The sequence below is a fragment of the Citrobacter sp. Cb004 genome (genome assembly GCF_030337065.1).
GTDB classification, from domain to species: domain Bacteria; phylum Pseudomonadota; class Gammaproteobacteria; order Enterobacterales; family Enterobacteriaceae; genus Citrobacter; species Citrobacter braakii.
This window is the reverse complement of record NZ_JAOWCH010000043.1, coordinates 96712-114829: the sequence shown is the minus strand read 5'-3', so window position 1 is coordinate 114829 and position 18118 is coordinate 96712. Positions and strand designations below refer to the sequence as shown.

Annotated in this window: 27 protein-coding genes; 17 read left to right on the top strand and 10 right to left on the bottom strand. The window is 49.3% G+C overall.

The genetic code is table 11. The annotated features are described in order from the left end of the window. Nucleotides 1-34: 34 nt before the first annotated feature. The 3 genes from OGV65_RS04620 to OGV65_RS04610 all read right to left on the bottom strand — a co-directional run bounded on the left by OGV65_RS04620 (nt 35) and on the right by OGV65_RS04610 (nt 2172). Entirely contained in the window at nt 35-1273 is a 1239-nt protein-coding gene (locus OGV65_RS04620; RefSeq protein ID WP_012291449.1) for an IS110 family RNA-guided transposase, read from the bottom strand. 295 nt (nt 1274-1568) lie between these two features. Next, nucleotides 1569-1964 (bottom strand): hypothetical protein, encoded by a 396-nt coding sequence (locus tag OGV65_RS04615; RefSeq protein ID WP_286454656.1) that lies wholly within the window; start codon nt 1962-1964, stop codon nt 1569-1571. Nucleotides 1965-1974: 10 nt separating this feature from the next. Next, complete coding sequence (locus tag OGV65_RS04610; RefSeq protein ID WP_286454655.1) at nt 1975-2172, bottom strand: hypothetical protein; 198 nt, start codon at nt 2170-2172, stop codon at nt 1975-1977. Nucleotides 2173-2566: 394 nt separating this feature from the next. Here OGV65_RS04610 and OGV65_RS04605 point away from each other — a divergent pair, with 394 nt between their 5' ends. The 7 genes from OGV65_RS04605 (at nt 2567) to OGV65_RS04575 (ending at nt 7176) form a co-directional block, all read left to right on the top strand. Then, the gene (locus OGV65_RS04605) at nt 2567-3061 is read left to right on the top strand and encodes a hypothetical protein (RefSeq protein WP_171279068.1); all 495 of its coding nucleotides are present in this window, start codon (nt 2567-2569) and stop codon (nt 3059-3061) included. Nucleotides 3062-3070: 9 nt separating this feature from the next. Beyond that, a complete protein-coding gene (locus OGV65_RS04600) occupies nt 3071-3259 on the top strand; it encodes a hypothetical protein (protein ID WP_047055012.1) in 189 nt (62 codons plus the stop codon). Between the two features lie 117 nt (nt 3260-3376). Then, on the top strand, nt 3377-3949 hold the full coding sequence (locus OGV65_RS04595; RefSeq protein WP_071692168.1) for a hypothetical protein: 573 nt from the start codon (nt 3377-3379) through the stop codon (nt 3947-3949). A gap of 141 nt (nt 3950-4090) precedes the next feature. Next, complete coding sequence (locus OGV65_RS04590) at nt 4091-5776, top strand: DUF4942 domain-containing protein (protein WP_286454654.1); 1686 nt, start codon at nt 4091-4093, stop codon at nt 5774-5776. A 58-nt stretch (nt 5777-5834) separates the two neighbouring features. Next, on the top strand, nt 5835-6524 hold the full coding sequence (locus OGV65_RS04585) for a hypothetical protein (protein WP_016051692.1): 690 nt from the start codon (nt 5835-5837) through the stop codon (nt 6522-6524). Next, complete coding sequence (locus OGV65_RS04580) at nt 6521-6802, top strand: hypothetical protein (RefSeq protein ID WP_286454657.1); 282 nt, start codon at nt 6521-6523, stop codon at nt 6800-6802. Before OGV65_RS04585 ends, OGV65_RS04580 begins: the two co-directional genes overlap by 4 nt. Before the next feature lie 2 nt (nt 6803-6804). Next, on the top strand, nt 6805-7176 hold the full coding sequence (locus OGV65_RS04575; protein WP_000766011.1) for a hypothetical protein: 372 nt from the start codon (nt 6805-6807) through the stop codon (nt 7174-7176). 50 nt (nt 7177-7226) lie between these two features. Here the strand turns inward: OGV65_RS04575 and ydfZ are convergent, their stop codons facing one another. Beyond that, nucleotides 7227-7430: a putative selenium delivery protein YdfZ gene (gene ydfZ / locus OGV65_RS04570; RefSeq protein WP_064511574.1), complete on the bottom strand. Its 204-nt coding sequence runs from the start codon at nt 7428-7430 to the stop codon at nt 7227-7229. Nucleotides 7431-7617: 187 nt separating this feature from the next. On the opposite strand from ydfZ, the gene OGV65_RS04565 reads away from it, so the two are divergent. From OGV65_RS04565 to OGV65_RS04520, 10 genes are all read left to right on the top strand, one after another. Continuing rightward, nucleotides 7618-7884 (top strand): hypothetical protein, encoded by a 267-nt coding sequence (locus tag OGV65_RS04565; RefSeq protein ID WP_168979038.1) that lies wholly within the window; start codon nt 7618-7620, stop codon nt 7882-7884. 85 nt (nt 7885-7969) lie between these two features. Further along, nucleotides 7970-8206, top strand: coding sequence for a hypothetical protein (locus tag OGV65_RS04560; protein WP_168979039.1), 237 nt, complete (start codon nt 7970-7972; stop codon nt 8204-8206). Further along, entirely contained in the window at nt 8203-8523 is a 321-nt protein-coding gene (locus OGV65_RS04555) for a DUF5983 family protein (protein ID WP_248281688.1), read from the top strand. Before OGV65_RS04560 ends, OGV65_RS04555 begins: the two co-directional genes overlap by 4 nt. A gap of 87 nt (nt 8524-8610) precedes the next feature. Then, nucleotides 8611-9171: a hypothetical protein gene (locus OGV65_RS04550; RefSeq protein WP_048665949.1), complete on the top strand. Its 561-nt coding sequence runs from the start codon at nt 8611-8613 to the stop codon at nt 9169-9171. 1606 nt (nt 9172-10777) lie between these two features. Next, complete coding sequence (locus tag OGV65_RS04545; protein WP_286454653.1) at nt 10778-10993, top strand: hypothetical protein; 216 nt, start codon at nt 10778-10780, stop codon at nt 10991-10993. A 13-nt stretch (nt 10994-11006) separates the two neighbouring features. Then, complete coding sequence (locus OGV65_RS04540; RefSeq protein WP_162269381.1) at nt 11007-11222, top strand: hypothetical protein; 216 nt, start codon at nt 11007-11009, stop codon at nt 11220-11222. A 140-nt stretch (nt 11223-11362) separates the two neighbouring features. Beyond that, nucleotides 11363-11674 (top strand): hypothetical protein, encoded by a 312-nt coding sequence (locus tag OGV65_RS04535; RefSeq protein ID WP_006812530.1) that lies wholly within the window; start codon nt 11363-11365, stop codon nt 11672-11674. 128 nt (nt 11675-11802) lie between these two features. Further along, entirely contained in the window at nt 11803-12198 is a 396-nt protein-coding gene (locus tag OGV65_RS04530; protein ID WP_023316003.1) for a hypothetical protein, read from the top strand. A 126-nt stretch (nt 12199-12324) separates the two neighbouring features. Further along, nucleotides 12325-12606 (top strand): hypothetical protein, encoded by a 282-nt coding sequence (locus OGV65_RS04525; protein ID WP_064511562.1) that lies wholly within the window; start codon nt 12325-12327, stop codon nt 12604-12606. Nucleotides 12607-12811: 205 nt separating this feature from the next. Beyond that, a complete protein-coding gene (locus OGV65_RS04520; protein ID WP_105625582.1) occupies nt 12812-13294 on the top strand; it encodes a hypothetical protein in 483 nt (160 codons plus the stop codon). Between the two features lie 647 nt (nt 13295-13941). On the opposite strand, the gene OGV65_RS04515 is transcribed toward OGV65_RS04520, so the two are convergent. From OGV65_RS04515 to OGV65_RS04490, 6 genes are all read right to left on the bottom strand, one after another. Then, nucleotides 13942-14169, bottom strand: a complete 228-nt coding sequence (locus tag OGV65_RS04515) for a hypothetical protein (protein ID WP_050194569.1) — start codon at nt 14167-14169, stop codon at nt 13942-13944. An 83-nt stretch (nt 14170-14252) separates the two neighbouring features. Then, a complete protein-coding gene (locus tag OGV65_RS04510) occupies nt 14253-14903 on the bottom strand; it encodes a hypothetical protein (protein ID WP_286454652.1) in 651 nt (216 codons plus the stop codon). 323 nt (nt 14904-15226) lie between these two features. Beyond that, nucleotides 15227-15754 (bottom strand): transcriptional regulator, encoded by a 528-nt coding sequence (locus tag OGV65_RS04505; RefSeq protein ID WP_286454651.1) that lies wholly within the window; start codon nt 15752-15754, stop codon nt 15227-15229. A 4-nt stretch (nt 15755-15758) separates the two neighbouring features. Continuing rightward, nucleotides 15759-16181 (bottom strand): hypothetical protein, encoded by a 423-nt coding sequence (locus OGV65_RS04500; protein WP_181562194.1) that lies wholly within the window; start codon nt 16179-16181, stop codon nt 15759-15761. A gap of 59 nt (nt 16182-16240) precedes the next feature. Next, nucleotides 16241-16519: a hypothetical protein gene (locus OGV65_RS04495; RefSeq protein WP_001291547.1), complete on the bottom strand. Its 279-nt coding sequence runs from the start codon at nt 16517-16519 to the stop codon at nt 16241-16243. A gap of 2 nt (nt 16520-16521) precedes the next feature. Further along, entirely contained in the window at nt 16522-18081 is a 1560-nt protein-coding gene (locus tag OGV65_RS04490; RefSeq protein ID WP_006812522.1) for a DEAD/DEAH box helicase, read from the bottom strand. Nucleotides 18082-18118 lie beyond the last annotated feature (37 nt).

Genomic DNA, 18118 nt, shown 5'->3' with positions numbered 1-18118 from the left:
CCGCTTCACGCCCTGAGACATTCGACAAGCTTTTTTATGGCTTCAGTAAGGGCGACTTTCGCGCTTCCAGTGCCAGCAAATACTTCGCTTCATCGTACTGGGTCTTGGTCTTCCAGCAGCGGTAAATGATCCTTATCCATTTGAAGGCCAGAGCCCGGATTGCAGACTGGTGAGATTTTCCTTTTTCTCGCAGTCCCCGATAATAAAGTCTGGCCCAGTATGATGAGTTAACCGTCTTGGCAGCCCATTCAACAAAGGTTTGCCGGACGAACTTGGCACACTGCCATCGCCAGTGAACCCAGGATTTCTGGCCACTTCGTTCTGTCACCGGTGCAATACCTGCGTAGTTTTGAATTTCTTCAGCGCTGTTAAACCGGTCACGGTTATCACCAAGTGCAGCAAGCATTCGTGGTCCCAAACACGGCCCCATGCCCGGAAGTGATTTGAACAGCCCCGAATCTGGCAATGTGTCAAACAGCGTTTCGATTCGTTCGTCATAGGTTTTGATGATTTCACTCACGACTTTAATTTGTGTCGCCAGTGCTGTTGCCATCAAAGCATTAGCCTCTATAACACTCGGGTCTGTCGTCAACGGAATGGCGTTATCAATACTCACAACACGCTGCTCGGTAAGGGCCATTGCGCGGCCACCTTTGGCATTGAGAAAGTTGCGGATCGTGTCTCGCCTGGCTCGTTTTAGTTGTTGCAGACTGGGCCATCGCATAATCAGTTCACACAATAGCAAGCTACCCCGATGTGAGAACCACTCCAGGGGCTGAGGATAATACTGTTTGAGTGTGTTGATTAGCCGGTTCACAAAACGGCGCTTATCTTCAACCAACTGACGACGCTGCTCAACCAGTTGCTGGAGTAACCGGATATCGGCATTGTCGGGTTCAATGGCTTTTATCTTTTGGGGATAACGCAGCATTAACTCTAATGCCAGCTCGGCATCCTGCGGGTCATCTTTAGCACCGCTGGGCGAGAAGGCTTGCCGGTAACGAGCCAGAGACAAAGCGTGGACGGGGAAAACGGTGATAAATGGATATTTCTGAAGAGCATACACCACGGGACCTTTCTTCAGCTCAACGGCGATAGCGATCCTGCCTTTTACCTTCTGGTGTAACTCGGTAAGCCAGACATCAAGCGCTTCCGGCGTATGTTCAATCACATGGAATGTGCGTTCACCGTTTTTAAACTGAACACAGACATCGTGCTTTTTATCTGCCCAGTCCAGACCAACGTGCGCAGCAAATTGATTAGTCTCAGTCATCACCAACTCCTTTTTATCGGGGATTGGTATGCATTCCACGCTCTTCGAAAGAAATATAGCCAGCAGTTATCTGCATGCCCTGAGTATTCGTTAGCGAACGTGGAGCACCTACTGGCTCGAAAGAAAAGCGGCGATCATCGCATGATTCTCGCTCAATATTCGTAACCAGTAAGCGCATACCCTGAATCACTTCAAAGTGTAATTCTCAGGGTGCGAATGACTATATCTCGCTCAGAGCGGACCTTCTGCCCAATGAGCTAGTCCGCTACGCGCCATAAGCGGACAGGCTGTAGTACTAACTGCATTGTAGCTGCGAGATTTCACCATCGATGGCTTCTATAACCTGTTTATAGCGCAGCATGACCTCTTCATGGATCATCATTAATCCGCGGCCGTACTCTGTGGCTAGGATTGTGTATCTTTTCAGGTGTGCAAGATGCTCTTTGTTGCCAGTAATGTCACTGGCAACCTGCGTGGAGTCCAGCCTTTCGATAAGGGCATTATTGCCGCGATAGGAATCAATTAGGCTTCTTGCGCTTGTATAAAAAGCCACAATTTTTGATAGTGTTTCTCTATGAACTTCAGGTAGAGATGCCGAGTTAGCTTCATAGAAAGTGAAGTAGTTTTGAGTAATGGGGAAAATGTTATCGAACGGTGAGTTCCGGTCGTATTGTTCGATTTCCTCTTCCATTCTGGCCCTTTTACAACTTAATCAGTGAGTCTATTTCCTCTCTGACACCCAATAGCGTTGTTATACGCTTCTCTCTGGCCGCTGTTGCCTGCTGTTTTGCCTGCTGTTTCACCTGAGCTGTCACTCCTTTCATCGTGAAACAGCCACCTAAAAGAGCCGCTAAAAATGCGGAGATGAGATCTGAATATTCGTGCCAGAAGGTTAGCATGGCTAAAATTCCATTGGGTTAAATTGTGTCTATTTAACCACATCATGATACGAAGATACCTTCCAAAATGTTGCCATGAACTCGTCTGTTGTCGTCTTGGGTATTAGCACCGTGCTCTCTCGTTATCTAGGGCTTGGTCCAATCCTCTCTCAAAGCAGATCTATTGAACGGCCTGCTCTGATCGCCGCCTACTCCGCAGCCGATATGCCTCACAAGCGTGACATTGGATTTTTGTCACAAAATGATAGGTAAGTATTTACCTATCATTTTAAATCAGGTATCTTACCGTTCGTCAGGATGACGAAGTACCGGTTAGGTACTGTTCTAGGATGGAACGCCAAAAGGCGGCTGGCTTGGCCAGCCGCAACTCTTTCTGACACTGAATGGAATCCAAATGGCACGTCAAACGCCTTTCACTTCTTTCAATAAACGTCCCCGTTCAATTCGCCTGGTTCTGGCCGAGCTGTTTAGCGGTCGTGTTTCTGCACGCCTTGCGGAACTGGAAGAACGAGTGTTTGAGCTGGAGAAGCGCATTGATGCGCAAGCTACCGCCATAGCAAATCTGGGCGCGACAGTAGGCATGGAGAAGGTGCGTGATTCCGTCGCCTCTCGTGTGTTGCGTGAATCCCAGGCACACAAGGACAGTTCTCATGGAAAATTTTCAACGAAATCGACTGAAGCCAATGGCCTACGGAGTAATTTTAGCAACCCTGGCAGCGGTAGCCGTACCAGCCGGTCAGAGTCTGTTGATACCGGACACAACTACTTCCACTACAACCCTGCAGACGACACCACTGCCAGAACGACCCCCTGTCTCTCTGGATGGGATGCTGCTGGACACGATTCCAGCTCGACCTGCAACTCCGGATCTTCCTTCTGCTGTGACTGAGGCTATTGCATGAAATGGAGCTTCCAGAAAGTCATCGAGATGATTGTTGGCTTCGCCATTTTTCTGCTTGGTGGCTGGATCATGAATCTGGTGAAACTCGTGAACGGTGGCGATCTTCAGTTTGATGCCGGAATGACACTTGCGCGTGTCGTGGGAATTTTCGTTGTTCCGGTGGGTAGCATTCTCGGATTTTTTTAACAATGAAGACCTTCAGCGTGGGCGTCCGCCTTTACGTAGCGTTTGCCCACCTTTTCAGTCACGCCATAATAACGCCATCTAGAAAACAACTTGTTTAAAAACATAAGGAAAAAACACATGTGCGAAAAATGCAAAAAAACTAATGCCAAAGTTGAAAGCGTGATTAAAAAAGTTGGTGCGGCCGAACTGGTTGAGATCATGGGTCTTGTGGTTGGTCACGAAGACTACGCCTCCCCTATCGACCGCCTTTTCAGCGCTCTCAAGTTCTCTAGCATGATTGATGATCCGATTGAAATTGTGATGCTGGCGCGTCATTTCGGCGAAGCGTATCTGGAAGAGAAAGAACGCGCCGACAAACTTCAGGCAACTCTGGAAATGGTAAGCAAGCCGAAGTGCTCACCGGATTCAGTCAAGGCAGATGAAACCAACGCCAGCAAAGATCGTGAAATCGCCGGGTTGAAGTCTTCTCTGGCGATGTTGCTGGCCGCTTTCAAACTGATGTCTTCACAGTCTGGGTTCAAAATGCCTGAGCTGAACAGCGACGATCCGATGGCCGTTCGCCAGCTGCTGGGGGCAATGGCCGACCAGCTTGACGACACCAAGAGTCGTCTTGAAGACATGATGCGCGAGCTTACGCATCGCCACGACCTGAACAAACAGCCGCACAAAACGCAGCACGTACACCACTAATTTCTCACCTGCCGACAGGGGGCGAAAGCCCCCTTTTTTACGCTTTAAATCAGCTGCAACGCCTGTGAATGCTGCTTTTACGCCTTTTCAACTTTGGGAAAATAACACCAGCAAGAAAACAATTTGTTTAATGGTGCAATCATGAATACAGCCCTTTCCATCATTGACGCTATCACCCCAAACACTGATATCGACTACCGGCAGGAAATGAACGTCATCCACGAAATTGTGGCCGAGTGCGAGAAAGAGATCGCATTCATGTATCAGGTTCACGACTTCGTTTATGGCGACGAACGCCACAACATGATTAACCGCCTGCTGCGACTCAACCACCGGCCGGATGACGAGCGCACACGCTTTAACAGAGCCTGGCTGGACAAAGTCGACCTGGAATGGGTGAAACAGAATATCTGGGCCGAGTACTGGAAGAAGGTCACGGATATGACAAATGTTCTGCTGATCATGCCAGCTTCCCGCCGCGACGAGTGGCGCGAGCAGTTCATCGAGGGCAAGCAGGAAACCATCAGGACTGACAGAACCGGCTACCAGATGAAAGTTAAGGAGTTCGTTGGCGTGCCGGAGTTCAAAGCAGAAACGGTCATCCCCACGATGCTCAATCTGCTGAATGACAGGCACAAATACCTCTCTGAGCGCGTGTATGGCTTGTTTAAGGCGCTGAGTCCTGCCCACAAGACCAACAAGACGAACGGCTTTAGCGAGCGTCTGATCATCGCCAACTGCATTTCCGAGTTCTGGCGGGACAGCGTCAGCGTGAACTACCGGAAAGAGGACTACATCGACGACCTGCGCGTCATGCTTCATTTCTTCGCACACAAAGAGTTCATCACCATCAACCGCACAACTGAGATGCTATCAGCTGCGTACCGGGCAAACGACTGCCAGACCGGTGACTGGATGAATGTCGACGGAAACCTGATGCGCGTAAAGATGTTCAAGAACGGCAACGTTCACTTTGAAATACATCCTGACGTGGCCTGGAAGCTGAATGAGGTGCTGGCTTACATTATGCCTGCAGCAATCCCGGCGCCATGCCGTACTGCACCCAAAACACGGGCACCAAAAGAGTTCGGGTTAATCCAGAAGACGATCTCCGAGCCGGTTCGTACCGCGCTGCGCGACGGGCGATTCAGCAAAGACAAAGGCGTCTGGTACTTCTCTGATTCCAACCTCCAGAAGTCGCAGGTGGAAGAGCTTGAGCGCACACTGAACTTCATTGGCGGCGTGCAGGAGAAAAAGCACTGGCAGTTCCCGTATGAGATCGGCCATACGCTCAATACGATTGTGGCCACCGGTTTAATACCGGATACGAAATCACACCAGTTCTACCCTACCCCACGTTTGATAGCGGAGTACGTTGCCAGAGCCATAGAGCTGAAGCCAGGTGAGAAGCTGCTGGAGCCTGAAGCCGGGCGCGGAGATCTGCTGGCCTGCATCGACGCCAATCCGGAAGACGTTACCTGCATAGAAGTCGCACCTCTCTTCGCTGATATCCTGCTTGGCAAGGGGTACACAAATACGGTCTGCTGCGACTTCATGAAGTGGTCTGAGGACAACGCAGATTATCAGTTCGACAAAATCGTCATGAACCCGCCCTACTCTCTTGGCCGTCACAGAGAGCATACGCTGGCCGCGCTGGAGCATCTTAAAGTCGGCGGGCGACTGGTGGCTGTACTGCCGGGTGATGCGCCAGTTCTGAACTGGATGACGCTGGATAATTTCGTTTATGCCAAAGGGAAGTCGTTTACTGACGAGTTTGAAGACACCGGAATCACTGTCAGCGTATACGTTTTCAAACGTGTAAAATGATAGGTAAATACTTACCTAAGTTATGTAAGAATAGAGCCACTTTATCAGAGGTAAACACATGAGCGAAAAATCGAGAATTACATTCGCCAGCGTTGATCAGGCGAAGCTGCCATTTAATTTAGTGCTACAGGGGAATGCAGGAGCGCCTGCCGGAACCATCAAAATCGACAAGGAGCTTGTGACGTTCGAAGGTAACTTTGATGAATCGGCGCAGGTTTTTATCGACCATCTGGCACGCCGTTGGAGCCAGCAGTGGAGAGACCTTGAGAAACGCGCCAATGAGTTTGACCGGTTCATGGACGCAATGGACACAGCAAAAGAGGCTCTGGCTGCCGGCACTCCGTTAGATCTGGAGTCGCTTTTCAAAGGAGAGATGGCCTCTGCGATGTTCGCCACCATGTTCGCAGGTGAGTTTGTCCGCAGCGGCGCCAGAAACTACCTGGAGCTGGGGTACAACGTTCCTGAAATGGGCGAGTTTACCGTCACCATCCAGCGCAAAGAAGGTAAGACGCCAGGCGAACGTATCGCTGAACTTGAGGCCGTTGTGGATCAGCGTAACGGCGAGTGCGTCCGTTTGATCAACGAACGTGATGCGCTGCGCGAAGAACAGCTGAACAAAGGCTCGAACACACGCGCGGCCGCAGACATCTACTTCCAGTTGGTTGAGGAATGCCAGATCCCGCCAGGCGGCTCTTTGGTTGAGTATGTTCGCGAATTGCAGGAGAAAGCAGAGAGGTGCGCGGCATGAATGACCTGCTTGTCGAGCGAGTCTCCGCTTTTGTTAAGTCCCTGCTGGACAATCCCCTCACCCGCGGTGAGCAGATGGAGCTGGCAAGGTGGTTTCTGCATATCCATGAGCAGATGGAAGTTTTTAAACAGTTGCCGGATCTGCCCATTACAGACGGCCATGTTCAGCAAGTGATTAACAGCCACGAAAAAGGCTGGGCGATGATTGTGCCGTGCAAAATTACCTACGAGCTGGCTAAGGAAGTGCAGGCTAACAGAGCAAGGAGTAAGGAAGAGTAACTATGAAGTTGGGTAATGCCGTTTCGCTGTTTTTTACAGCATTACTGGAAGGTTTCAATTATCGTTTTTGTCCGGTCTGGGATAAGGCGCTGGATACGCTTATTGAGGAAGGAACGCTGCTTGAGGTGCGAAATGGGATCGCGCTGTTTGAGCGCGACGCCCAGCTATATGAAGTGTTCGTCGGGGCTGGCTTCAACCACTTCGGGCATCTTATTAGCTTGAATACCAAAGCCATCGACGAGAGCGTTATGCGCCGTCCGTCGTTCCGTGTAATGGATAAGCTGCAACGTCATGTAAATGCCGAATTACTCCGCGTAGCCAAAGAAAAAGAACGAGAGCTACAGGCGATGATTGGATCGCTTATCGCTGAGTAAAAGAAGGCCACAGTAGTGGCCTTAAACAATTTGTTTTCTAGATTATTAAATTAATGGAATCCCAGGCGAACTAAATCTATTGGGCAGAACAGACCTTCCACACCTTCGATAGACACGCAGTCAGAACGGCGTAGTTGTTCTTCTGATTTGCCTTCTCCGCAGATTTCCTTGATGACTCCCGTTGCACCATTTGTTGCCACCATCACTCGGCTGCCGGTAGTGATAGCGTTACGGTTGCGATCATAGGTCTTCATCGTTTCCTCCTTTCACATGGGCCAAATCAGGTTTCAAAAATTGCCGTTTTCCATGTATGTGCGATTTGTAAAATCTCAAGTGCCGAAATAAATTGTTTTCACCACCTTGTTATTCCCTTAACCCGCAAAGTTGACCGGTATAGTAATAAATACTACTGTTTATATATACAGTATTGAGGGGCAAGCAATGGGCAGCAAGACTTCCAAATATGTGATCGTCTATAGGGGCGAAGCACTCAAGCACCTAATACCCGGACAGTTCGTTTTCTTCCAACGTGAAAAAGAATACGGTGGGGGGTTCTGGCTTGGTAAAACGCATGAGGATGGGTTCGAATTTGTGCTGGAGCAACCCACTTCACTAAGTTACGGGCTTGCGTATCTGATCAGATTGTCGAGTGTCGAAGCCAGGTATATGGAGTTTGTTGATGGCATAGACGACTTCAAACTCACCTAGTCATCCCTTAAACATCTTGTTTTCTGCCTTTCGTTATTTGAGATAATAACACCAATAAGAAAACAAGTTGTTTAAGGAGTTAATCATGTTCGGAACCGCAAAAGAGATTATCGAAAAGCTGGAGAACTACCCAGAAGACGAGCTGCTGCTGCTGGTGATGTGGCACAAGGAAGATGTAGGTGAAGTGCGACCAGACCTGACTGACGAACAGTGCGTTCAGGTTTTGCGAAAAATCAAAGAGTGCCATGACGCCAGTGTCGGCGTGAATTGGGACGTCATTTCTGACACGGCCGACATTCTGTTTCCAAAGGAGAAGGCATGATGCTGAAAATCACCGAATCGTATAAGACGGCAGTGATCAGCACCGCCCACGTAACGGCAGCGGATTCAGAGCGGCTACCCATTGCCTGCTTCGATCCACTTACCGATCGCGGGTTGAATTGGGTACACGGTACACAGTACGGCTGGATTGTTCGTGCTGGAATGCGTGGCAGTGACTGGAAAGAAGAGCTAAGTGAATACGGCATTTCGAAAGAGGCGATCTCCAACATACAGGCCATACTGGATGCCGGCTTTGACGCGGTGCAATTCGATAGCGACGCCGAGCTGGTGGACGGATTGCCTGCATGGGATTGGTGATTGCCCACCCGTTGAGTAAACAGGTCATATAAGCGAGGAAAATTGGTAACATATGACTGTTTTTTTTTATCTGATGGAATGGATGTGATGGAAACCCAGAACCAACAAACAAAACCTCTGAAAAATATTTATGCGTGGATATTAGCGTTCGTGCCTCTCTTCTTTGGCGTACCGCCAGACGAGTACTTCAATTACGCAATGGTCATTGGCGGTGTTGCAGTCATCGGTTTGCTGGTGGCCGACAGAATGGCACTCTCAGAAGCAGGCTATGAACCACCGGCCATTTTGTGGGGCGTACTCTTCCTGCCGGTCTATCTCTGGAAGCGTGCGACCATCACAAAAGGGAGTAGGATTCCGTTTATCGTCATTGTCGCTTCGCTGGCTTGCATCATCTTCATCGGCATCCCGCACCAGGAAGAGGTTGCTCTTGAAGAAGCGGCTTGTCCTCTCGTAACGACCATTCTGAAAGAGAATAACGGAACCACAGCGCCGAAATGTATGAAGGTGACAATTCAGGACAAGGTTACGGACAAGTTCTATAAAGCGACGGCTACGCTGGATAACGGCAATGATATTAACGTTACTCTGGAACTTACCGGCGACAGAAACTTTTATGTCCGCGTTCCTGATGCCTATCTGAACAACTAACGGCTGCAACTCGTTGACATTGGCGGTCACAAATTGAGGATTTCTATAAGAGTCCGTTGATCGCCACTTTCTCCACCCCTCCAACCTACCCCAGCCCAGGCGTGACAAGGCATTTAAGATAATTACACCCATAAGAAAACAAATAAATAACACATCAACGAAAAGTCAACGCTTTCCCCTGATTTGGTCTAAAAAGTTGACGTTTTCGACGCCATCTCTTATATCCAAAATCCTGCGCACCAGAATCCATCTCCCTGCGACCAAAACGTCAAAAACGACTCGTGATACCACCCAAAAACAGACACGCTCAGAAGCGCTCCCGTTGCGTTATATTGGATATCTAAACAAGTTGTTTTCAGGCATAAGAAAACAAGTTAACCACACCCACAGGAAACCCAGAGACGCCATTACCCACAATCCCGGAAAGACCCACCTCTTCCTGTCAGGCTACCGAAAAGACCCACCTCTTTGCCCCAGGCTACAGAGCACCCACCTAATCTCCCCAGGCAACCGAGAACGCAGCTCGCGCACGCAAACCCGGCACGCCATTACCCAAAACACGGAGAAGAACAGCCAGAACGAAACCCCGGACAAACCCAGACCAGAACAGGAACCGTCGCAATCTCGCTTACCCACCATTACCCCGGAAGAGAGCGCAAATCCCTGAATAGCAGGGAACGCCATTACTTCATATGCGGAGAACAACAAAAGCGCCCTACTGCCATTACCCACACTTCCATCATTTCACATAAACGAAGAGAAAAGCGCACCTGCCATTACTCAATACACGGAGAAGAACACTCACCAAAACGACGAGAACAACCCAGACGAAAACACAGAGAAGAACCACCTCAAGAACAACGAAACCACATACGCCGGTAGAGAGAACAAACCTCCCATTTCACCCAAAGGAATACTCGCCGTATAGAGCGTTATCAGGGGGAAGGTATATGCCCCCATAGGAGAGAAAATCCGTAGAGATTTAACTGGAGGTATAAGTGGGAAGGGGAAGATGGGTATCGCTACTTTCTCCGTAGGAATTCAAGCCATAGTTTTCATCCCCCGTAACGTCCCTTTCCACCCCTTCGGTCAGCCTTCGGGCCATCCAGGGAAAAGGCCATGTCCCTTTTCAGAAACGGGAGCGTCGCCGCAGGGAAAAGGCTGGAGGTTTTCAGGGAAACGGTGGGAATCCCGCTATACGAACCGGGAAAAGGCTGGCTGCCGGTCGGGAAACGGGTACATCCCGGTACAGAGCGAGGGACGGCTGCGGGAGCGGTGCGGGAAATCCGCGGGAGTGTGCCTTACTCTTCGCTCGCCTGAAAATCGCGGGGGATTTTCGTTCCCTCTCGTACAGCTGCTGGACTCCATTCTGCCAGACCATCCTCGGGTCTCAAGCGATTTCAGTAGGTTTTCGGGAAGAAGAAAATTCTGCCCACCAGCCCTGCGGCGCGCGTAGAGCAGAATATCGTAAATACTGGTTCCCGTGTCGTTCCCGGATACTCACTGCCCAGCCTGGCTTTCCCTACATAAAATCCTTTTTCGCCTATGTCTTATTGCGATAATAACACCAACAAGAAAACAACGTGTTTAGACAAAGGAGAAACACATGTACAAGCATCTGAATATCAGCATCACCCTCTGTGGCGAGGAAGCGTCCTCCGAGTGTGAGATCTCCCTCGATGACGTTATCCGCTCTCAGGATGTTGCTGGCCGCGTGGCGACGCTCATCTCTGAAGGATACAGAGAAGGGACGTTTGATTTCCATATCGAGGACAACCCAATGTCCGTCGCGTGGAACTGCACAACGTCAAAAACGAAGTGAGGGTGAAGAGATGATTAAGATGCCTGTGATGGTTGAGGTGTGGAGCGTGGATTCCCTGGCTGAGTGCCTGGATGCTGTGGGGCCGGAGTTGTACCGCAAGTTGTGGTCGTTCGTCCCGGCTGAAGGGGAATCACCCAAAGGGAAGGACATCTGGCACCTGCTGAGTGAAGATGAAAAGCGGGAGCTGGTGGACGCGGTACACATCGAGTTCCCGGACGACGAAGATTAAGAGTGAGGCCACCAGCACGGTGGCTTTTTGCTGTTTGCAACCTCCGGGGCAGCGCAACACCGTAACGCTATGCTTTGTAGCCGTTTTCTCGCTGGTATTATTTACACCAACAAGAAAACAAGTTGTTTACGGAGTGAATTATGAAAAACGCGATGATCACCAAACTGAGCGCGGGCCAGCCACGTAAAGAAAAACCAACCGTAATGAGCCAGCTGACCCTGCTCGATATCATCGCCAACGGCACTGCCATTCGCCTGTTCAAAGAGACGCTGGTCTCGTTCGACAATGGTTCCCGCACGCGTTACGTAATGAGTGTGCGTCGCCAGAGTGGAAGAGGGTGGATGGCAAAACAGATCATCTGGCCGGAAGGAGAGCTGGAACAGGCGCTACTGGAAGCGAACAAAGTGGCCCAGCAAGAAATCCAGCGTGCCTCTCTCCTGGCGACAGCCTGACATGTGCAAAAGCGATTAGTCGACCCTACGACAGCCCCGTCCATCCTTCGGGGCTTTTTTGTTTGCCTGTATTGTAAGTGCTTACCTATGGCAATAATATAATCAGGTCAACAACAGGGAGACCAAAAATGACTGTAATTCGTGAAAACCTGGTTCTTGATTTGTACTATGCGTCAGAAACAACCTCAGGCGGAAAAGTTGCAAAACTGACCGCTATTCTGCGTGACAGCACGAACGGGACTGAAGTGCTCACCACCACCCTGATCCGCACCGGGACAGAAGAGGATGGGGTGTACACCGTAGGCTTCCAGAGCATCAGCAACGCATCCGAACCAATGCTGCTGAAACTGGAAACGTATTTCCGCGGCGTAAACAAAGAGATGTTTGAGAAGATGATGGTGAAAGCAGACGAGCTGTACACCTCCTACTTGAACCCGAGCAACACCTGGCTTGGACAATACGGTCTGCGCATCGTGTCCAACGAACCGGTTGAAAACTACATCCCGGAAAGCGTATTCGAGTAATCCCTCCAATGGCGCGTAACCCGCGCCATTTTCTTATCCCCGATAACAAAATGTTTTTTGCCTTATCCGCATTGCGATAATTACACCAACAAGAAAACAAGATGTTTACGCATGGAGGATATGCACATGACCGATTTCACTATCTCCCCTAAAGCTGAAAACGTATGGCTGGAATCCTGGCTCGACCTGTCGCCGGAAGAGCAGCAGGAAATGGATCACGTTGAACAGGACGAACAATGTGATGCCCGCTTCTTCCACTTTGAGGACAGCGTTTATGACATTGCCGACTTCATGCGCGATGACCGCTTCCCGGACTGGCACGCAGGCTACCCACTAAATGCCTTCGCCATGCTGATGATCCGCGTGGATGGCTCAGGCGATACCATCGACGTCGGTCTGCTCCACTAAGAGAACGAGGCCACCCATGCTGGTGGCCTTAAATGACCATCCTGTTTCCCGCAGGCTAAAAACACCCACCTCTTACCGCCAGGCTACCGAACAACCCTCCGACTCCCTGCCGGCCACCAGCAGCCGGAACAGAACGCTTGGACGCCTTATGCGCGTAGCGATAATTAAGCCAACAAGAAAACAAATTGTTTAAAGGATTGATGATATGAATTTTATCGCTACTGTTAACACCCCTGCGCATGGCCATATTTCTGTGACGTTCTCTGATAACGAGAAAAGCGTGCTGGGCGCCTGGCGTGACAATGTAACCATCGAGCTGTCCGGTAAAGAGAAACAGCAGATCACCAATGACATTATCTGCAACCGTCGCCATAAACGCGTATTTGAGAAAGCGTATGTCTCCACTTCGGGATTTGGCGTATTCATCTTCCCGGTGCGCAGCGGTCGCTTCTGCCAGTCGAAACTCATTGAGTTCGCCACGCAGATCGCGCTATGGGTTAAAACAGAATCCGGGTTCGACTTCAGCGAACAGGAAGCAGTGGGGGAGGGGATGCGTATCGCCAACAATGCCATCAAGTGCAAAAACGTCACCTACGAAGCAGGAATCGACTCGTGGAGTGTCTCGTGCGGGGAATACGTGAAAGAGGTGTACGGAAAGAACCGCATTCACATCCTGGCTGGCAAGTAAGAGGGGAGGGGCTGGAAACGCCCCTTTCTTTTCGTCCACCAGCTGCCGCAGGGAATTTCAGAAACGGCCAGAGAGCTGTCCGGGGAACCGAAGGGAAACGGCCAGGGAATTTTCGGGAAACGGCGGGGTTTGCCTTTATGTAGAAAACAGAGCGGGAGAAGCCCAGAATCCTGCCAGAAAATATCGCAGGGGCGCTGGGGTAGCGCTGGTGGGGTTTCAGCCCCTGAGCCATCCAGATAGCTTTCGCTATGTGATTATGTGAATCCGTGGGTAAACCACTGTAAGCGCGTACACGTCGCGCCAACGTGCCAATGATACGCGAGCGCCCACGGATAGCGCCAATATTGCCGACACGTCCCGAAGGATGGCGCGGATCACGTCGCCAGATATCGCCAGACGATCACGCCCACGACACGACAAAATAAGCCACGCGCTAAAACGCTGTAAAACGCGCTATAACGTGTTTTTTATTGTGGGTAATGGGTATGTACCACCACACATAAAAACGCGTTAAATTGGCGCGTTTATGGCGCTTATTTTTGGTCTGTTTTGGCTGACTTCAGACAATAAAAAACACGCCAACAATGGCGCGTTATGGTGTGCGGATCTTGAAACGAAAAAAGCGCCCATAGTGGGCGCTTTTGTTTTTATTTTTCTAAGTGAATTTTAAAACCAGCGTTTAAAAATTCTTGAATCATTAACAGAACATCTGATTCCTTGATTCCTGCGCGCTTCCTATGCTCCGCGCTATTCAGATCTATTTTAAACGTGGTTTCGTCGACTACTTCAGAGCTGAGAGCGTATCCAGCCAAACCAGCGATATCATAAACAAGAGTATGATTATGGATGTTAACGCCAGCGATAAAAATAATCATAAAAACGTTCCTTAAAAAATAAAATTGAATACAGATTTAAGATTTTTGAATAAGCGCCCATAGTGGGCGCTATATTCAATTAATTACGCTTTGAAAGCATCAGCCAGATAGTTATAAAAATCATTTTTGATAAAGCGATATTGCTGAGATCCGTTTTTCGCTGCGCCCATTCCTTTGATCTTCTCCACTAGTCCGAGACGTTCGCAGAGATTGATTAACTGGTTGGCTTGAGTATATCCAGCGTCCAATTTAATCTCGTTTTCTTTTTTGGCTTCATTCATCAAATCGAAAACAGCGCCATTTGTGAATGTTTCAAGTTCATCATTAATCATTTCGATTAATGCGAATACGCGAGATCCGGACATATCAGCGACGGAATAAACGCATTTACCAGACTTGATAGACTTAACCAGATAAACCAATTTTTCGAGAGAATAGCTATTTGTCATAGCTTCGCGGAAAAACACTTCTGGCGCTTGTTTGCTTGCTTTAATCGCGTAGTAAAACACGCCAGCCAGTTTATCATCATTAACAGCGTTTAAAACGTTGTTGGTGAAATAAGCCAGTTTTGTAGTCGCTGCAAGCATGTTAGCTTTATCTGCTTTTGTGTGCGTACCATTCTGATAATGATTGTTATAAGTCTGAGTAGCATTGTTGGCAGCGACTTGTAATTCGTTAGCGATAACTACAGCAGCGTCGATGATGGATTTTTTAGAGATAGCAACGTTAGACATGATATTAATCCTTATGTAATATTGATAACTTAATTTGTTATTTGTTTATCGTCAGCGTGTTCGCTTTCGATGTGAGTAATTATCGATATACAGAAATTAAAATCAAGAGTTTTTTACGCGGGAACGAAAAAAATTTTTCTTCAATAAAAATCAAAGTCTTAGAAATAAAACGCGTTTTCTCGAAGGTGTTGCCTAAATAAATTCCCTATTCGGTCAATCACCCTTATATATTTAAAACGGAATCGGGATTAGGGGAAATAAATATAACGGGAAGTGACACATAAAATAATAACCGGACTTAGCCGGTTATTACCCTTATAGATTTAAAACGGTAAAATCCGTTCGACCCAATCGAACATGACGACTGTCTTCCGACCGTCCCCCATGTTGAGTTTGACCTGGCAAGCGTCAACGCCTGAAGACACACCCTCAATTTCACGGCCATCCGCCATGTAGACCCTTATAGACTTCTGCATCTCATGAGCCTGGCGACAAATTTTGAAGAAATCACGGCGAGATGGCCGATTGTCCACATAGTCTGGGTGTACCGTTGTCCGACCCGTGAAATCGTGCGCAATACCTTCTGTCACACCTGATTCAATCGTGCTGATTCGCTCAAGTGGGAGCCTTATACGATTTTCTTTGTCGAACGGGGCAGGGCAAAGATCGACTTTGTTGCGCGACGACATGAGACCCTGAACGTACATGCAGAACACCTGACCATCTTCCATCGTGACCCTTACAGGAATGAGAGACTTACGCCAGAACATCAGCGCCTTCTCCACGTTGGTGTAATCGCGCGGCCAGACTTCTGCAGGAATCCCGTAGGTGATGTCAGTAATATTCGTCATATCGTCACAGTGTCGTTGGTAGGATATCGATGTCACCTGCGTTGCTGGTGAACACCCGGAAGACTTTCGTCTCGCCAGCTTTGGTGATGGTCTCGCGTTCCTGACGAGCAGGGTTCAGTGCGCACAGCCCGGCGCCTTCCAGTGAAGCGCCAACAATCCATTGCCCGACATCAAGATGGAACGTCGCTTTTTCACCGGTCTCAAGTTTTGCAACCGTCTCACCATTGATGAAGATGGACGCGTCACAGCCCGCACCTATCATACCTTTGTCCCTCATAACCACCAGCGTGGTTGGTGCAGACGTCTGGTATTTGAAAACTCTGGCCTGCGGCGCCGGTTTTGCATCGGCTACAGACACAGGGCGGGATGAACATGCACTCAGGAGTAAAACGGGGATGGTAATCAGTGGAAGTAGAACGTGTTTCATGGCTTGAACTAAATCCTTATCACTTCAACGAACAAGGCGTCTTGCGACGCCCTTAATGCTTAATCGAGACGTTTGAGAATATCGGCCAGATCTTCTTTGGTCATGCCAGAGGATTCGTAAATCTTCATGACCTTTTCACGGGCCTTTGCAGAAGCCTCTAATGACGTAGCTGCCTTATCAAAATCAGCCATCGTCATGTTGGACAGCACCAGATTGATGATGTCTGCCTTTGACAGCTTAATATTGCGTTCACGCAGTCGATTCTGAAAGGTTTCCAGCTTGTCGTTTGCTTTTTCGGTTAACTGAACCTGGCAGTGTATAGCGCGTTTCTCGCTCATGCTTACTCTCTATTCAAAACAGTGAAATCGAATGTGCTACCCACCGGCAATACGCCCTCGGCAAACCCAGGCGTCGTGTCGATAATGTGCTTCCGCTCATATGAATGTGACATGAGGTATTTGTTGCTCACGTCGATGAAGTCGGTAATAAAGCACACGTTAGCCTGATTCTTTTTGGCTCGAAGACCGCGACCAACACGTTGGCGCATCTCAACTTCGGCTTTGCCGCCACCACCCAGAATCACCGCCCCTACGCTTGGAACGTCGACACCAACATCCAGAATGGTTGAACCAATCAGAACATCTATCTTGCCTGCCGCCAGACTGTTGAGCTTTGCTTGTCGGGTAGTCTGGTTTGATTCTCCGTAGATGAAATCGACCTTCAGGCCGCTTTCCTTCATCATTTCCATCAAAATCTGACCATGACGCTTCAAACGAACCAGCGTCATACAGTTCAGACCGTGACTTTTGTACATTAACGCTTCGCGCACAATAGCCTCGTTGCGGCCCAGATTGTAAACGATGCCTAACTGATAGGCTTTCTGGTAAGCCGTACTCATTCCAACCCGAAAGTTCAGGTGTTTCGAAGCAAGTTCGGCCCTAATCCGCACCTCGTCTGGAGTGTACGCGATTTTATGATATAGAAAGTATGGTTTCGCTAAAATACCTCGATCGATCAAATATTTCTCCGTTACCTTTATCTCAATGCGGCCGGCAACGGCCATGAGACGCATATTTGCCTCGGTCGAGTCCTTCATGAACGGCGTAGCTGTCAGCGCCAGACGGTAATCGGCATTGATGCACAACCGGGCGATATCGTAGAAGTTTGAACCAGATGATTCGTGTGCCTCTTCCAGAATCAGCAGAGAAACGCTGGACAGAAAGCGCTTAACCAGTTCCCGGCGCTTCAGGTGGTACTGTTTTTTCTCCGGTGATGCGTCGCGCGGTGGCTCTTCGAGAAAACTGGCCAGGGTCTGCACCGTGGCAACGTTGATATGGCGCGAGACCTGGAACTCACCAGATCCAATCACCCCAACTTTCTGACCTTTCAGCCACGGCTCGCCATTCTCCGCGCGGTAATCGATGGATTTCTGGAAGTTCTCTGCCATCTGGAACATCAGAACCGAGCGCGTGGTTAAAAACAGCGTCATACGACCAATGCGAGCAGCTGCCTTACACGCTACGTTCGATTTACCGCCACCCGTCGCAATCTGGGCAATCATCATCCCTTCGCGCACCAGTGTTTCCACAGTCTGATCCTGATACGCATAGTCCGGGTTATACGGGAATGGGTTAACTACCGGGTTCGGCTTGCCCAGCGCGGGGGCTTTTTCCTTGCGCACATGCACGCATTTGATGCCAGCTTTCAGAAGGTTAGCTGCAACTGGCTTCGCAAACCCAGCCGGGAACGCGTTTTTGCTCCAGTTGAACATCGTGCTGGTTCCTTTCCAGTCACCAGCCTCCACTTCATAGCTCAACATCTCCTGAACGAGCCGTTTCACGTTGTCATCAGCGCCAGAAATCAGCGCATTGACTGCATTCGATACAATCCGAACTGTCATAAACCTCTTTCCTTCGTGCCTTTTGTATGGTAATTGG

Coding starts and splice junctions, on each gene's coding strand:
- OGV65_RS04620 (WP_012291449.1), bottom strand. CDS start 1,273: ATGACTGAGACTAATCAATTTGCTGCGCACGTTGGTCTGGACTGGGCA.
- OGV65_RS04615 (WP_286454656.1), bottom strand. CDS start 1,964: ATGGAAGAGGAAATCGAACAATACGACCGGAACTCACCGTTCGATAAC.
- OGV65_RS04610 (WP_286454655.1), bottom strand. CDS start 2,172: ATGCTAACCTTCTGGCACGAATATTCAGATCTCATCTCCGCATTTTTA.
- OGV65_RS04605 (WP_171279068.1), top strand. CDS start 2,567: ATGGCACGTCAAACGCCTTTCACTTCTTTCAATAAACGTCCCCGTTCA.
- OGV65_RS04600 (WP_047055012.1), top strand. CDS start 3,071: ATGAAATGGAGCTTCCAGAAAGTCATCGAGATGATTGTTGGCTTCGCC.
- OGV65_RS04595 (WP_071692168.1), top strand. CDS start 3,377: ATGTGCGAAAAATGCAAAAAAACTAATGCCAAAGTTGAAAGCGTGATT.
- OGV65_RS04590 (WP_286454654.1), top strand. CDS start 4,091: ATGAATACAGCCCTTTCCATCATTGACGCTATCACCCCAAACACTGAT.
- OGV65_RS04585 (WP_016051692.1), top strand. CDS start 5,835: ATGAGCGAAAAATCGAGAATTACATTCGCCAGCGTTGATCAGGCGAAG.
- OGV65_RS04580 (WP_286454657.1), top strand. CDS start 6,521: ATGAATGACCTGCTTGTCGAGCGAGTCTCCGCTTTTGTTAAGTCCCTG.
- OGV65_RS04575 (WP_000766011.1), top strand. CDS start 6,805: ATGAAGTTGGGTAATGCCGTTTCGCTGTTTTTTACAGCATTACTGGAA.
- ydfZ (WP_064511574.1), bottom strand. CDS start 7,430: ATGAAGACCTATGATCGCAACCGTAACGCTATCACTACCGGCAGCCGA.
- OGV65_RS04565 (WP_168979038.1), top strand. CDS start 7,618: ATGGGCAGCAAGACTTCCAAATATGTGATCGTCTATAGGGGCGAAGCA.
- OGV65_RS04560 (WP_168979039.1), top strand. CDS start 7,970: ATGTTCGGAACCGCAAAAGAGATTATCGAAAAGCTGGAGAACTACCCA.
- OGV65_RS04555 (WP_248281688.1), top strand. CDS start 8,203: ATGATGCTGAAAATCACCGAATCGTATAAGACGGCAGTGATCAGCACC.
- OGV65_RS04550 (WP_048665949.1), top strand. CDS start 8,611: ATGGAAACCCAGAACCAACAAACAAAACCTCTGAAAAATATTTATGCG.
- OGV65_RS04545 (WP_286454653.1), top strand. CDS start 10,778: ATGTACAAGCATCTGAATATCAGCATCACCCTCTGTGGCGAGGAAGCG.
- OGV65_RS04535 (WP_006812530.1), top strand. CDS start 11,363: ATGAAAAACGCGATGATCACCAAACTGAGCGCGGGCCAGCCACGTAAA.
- OGV65_RS04530 (WP_023316003.1), top strand. CDS start 11,803: ATGACTGTAATTCGTGAAAACCTGGTTCTTGATTTGTACTATGCGTCA.
- OGV65_RS04525 (WP_064511562.1), top strand. CDS start 12,325: ATGACCGATTTCACTATCTCCCCTAAAGCTGAAAACGTATGGCTGGAA.
- OGV65_RS04520 (WP_105625582.1), top strand. CDS start 12,812: ATGAATTTTATCGCTACTGTTAACACCCCTGCGCATGGCCATATTTCT.
- OGV65_RS04515 (WP_050194569.1), bottom strand. CDS start 14,169: ATGATTATTTTTATCGCTGGCGTTAACATCCATAATCATACTCTTGTT.
- OGV65_RS04510 (WP_286454652.1), bottom strand. CDS start 14,903: ATGTCTAACGTTGCTATCTCTAAAAAATCCATCATCGACGCTGCTGTA.
- OGV65_RS04505 (WP_286454651.1), bottom strand. CDS start 15,754: ATGACGAATATTACTGACATCACCTACGGGATTCCTGCAGAAGTCTGG.
- OGV65_RS04500 (WP_181562194.1), bottom strand. CDS start 16,181: ATGAAACACGTTCTACTTCCACTGATTACCATCCCCGTTTTACTCCTG.
- OGV65_RS04495 (WP_001291547.1), bottom strand. CDS start 16,519: ATGAGCGAGAAACGCGCTATACACTGCCAGGTTCAGTTAACCGAAAAA.
- OGV65_RS04490 (WP_006812522.1), bottom strand. CDS start 18,081: ATGACAGTTCGGATTGTATCGAATGCAGTCAATGCGCTGATTTCTGGC.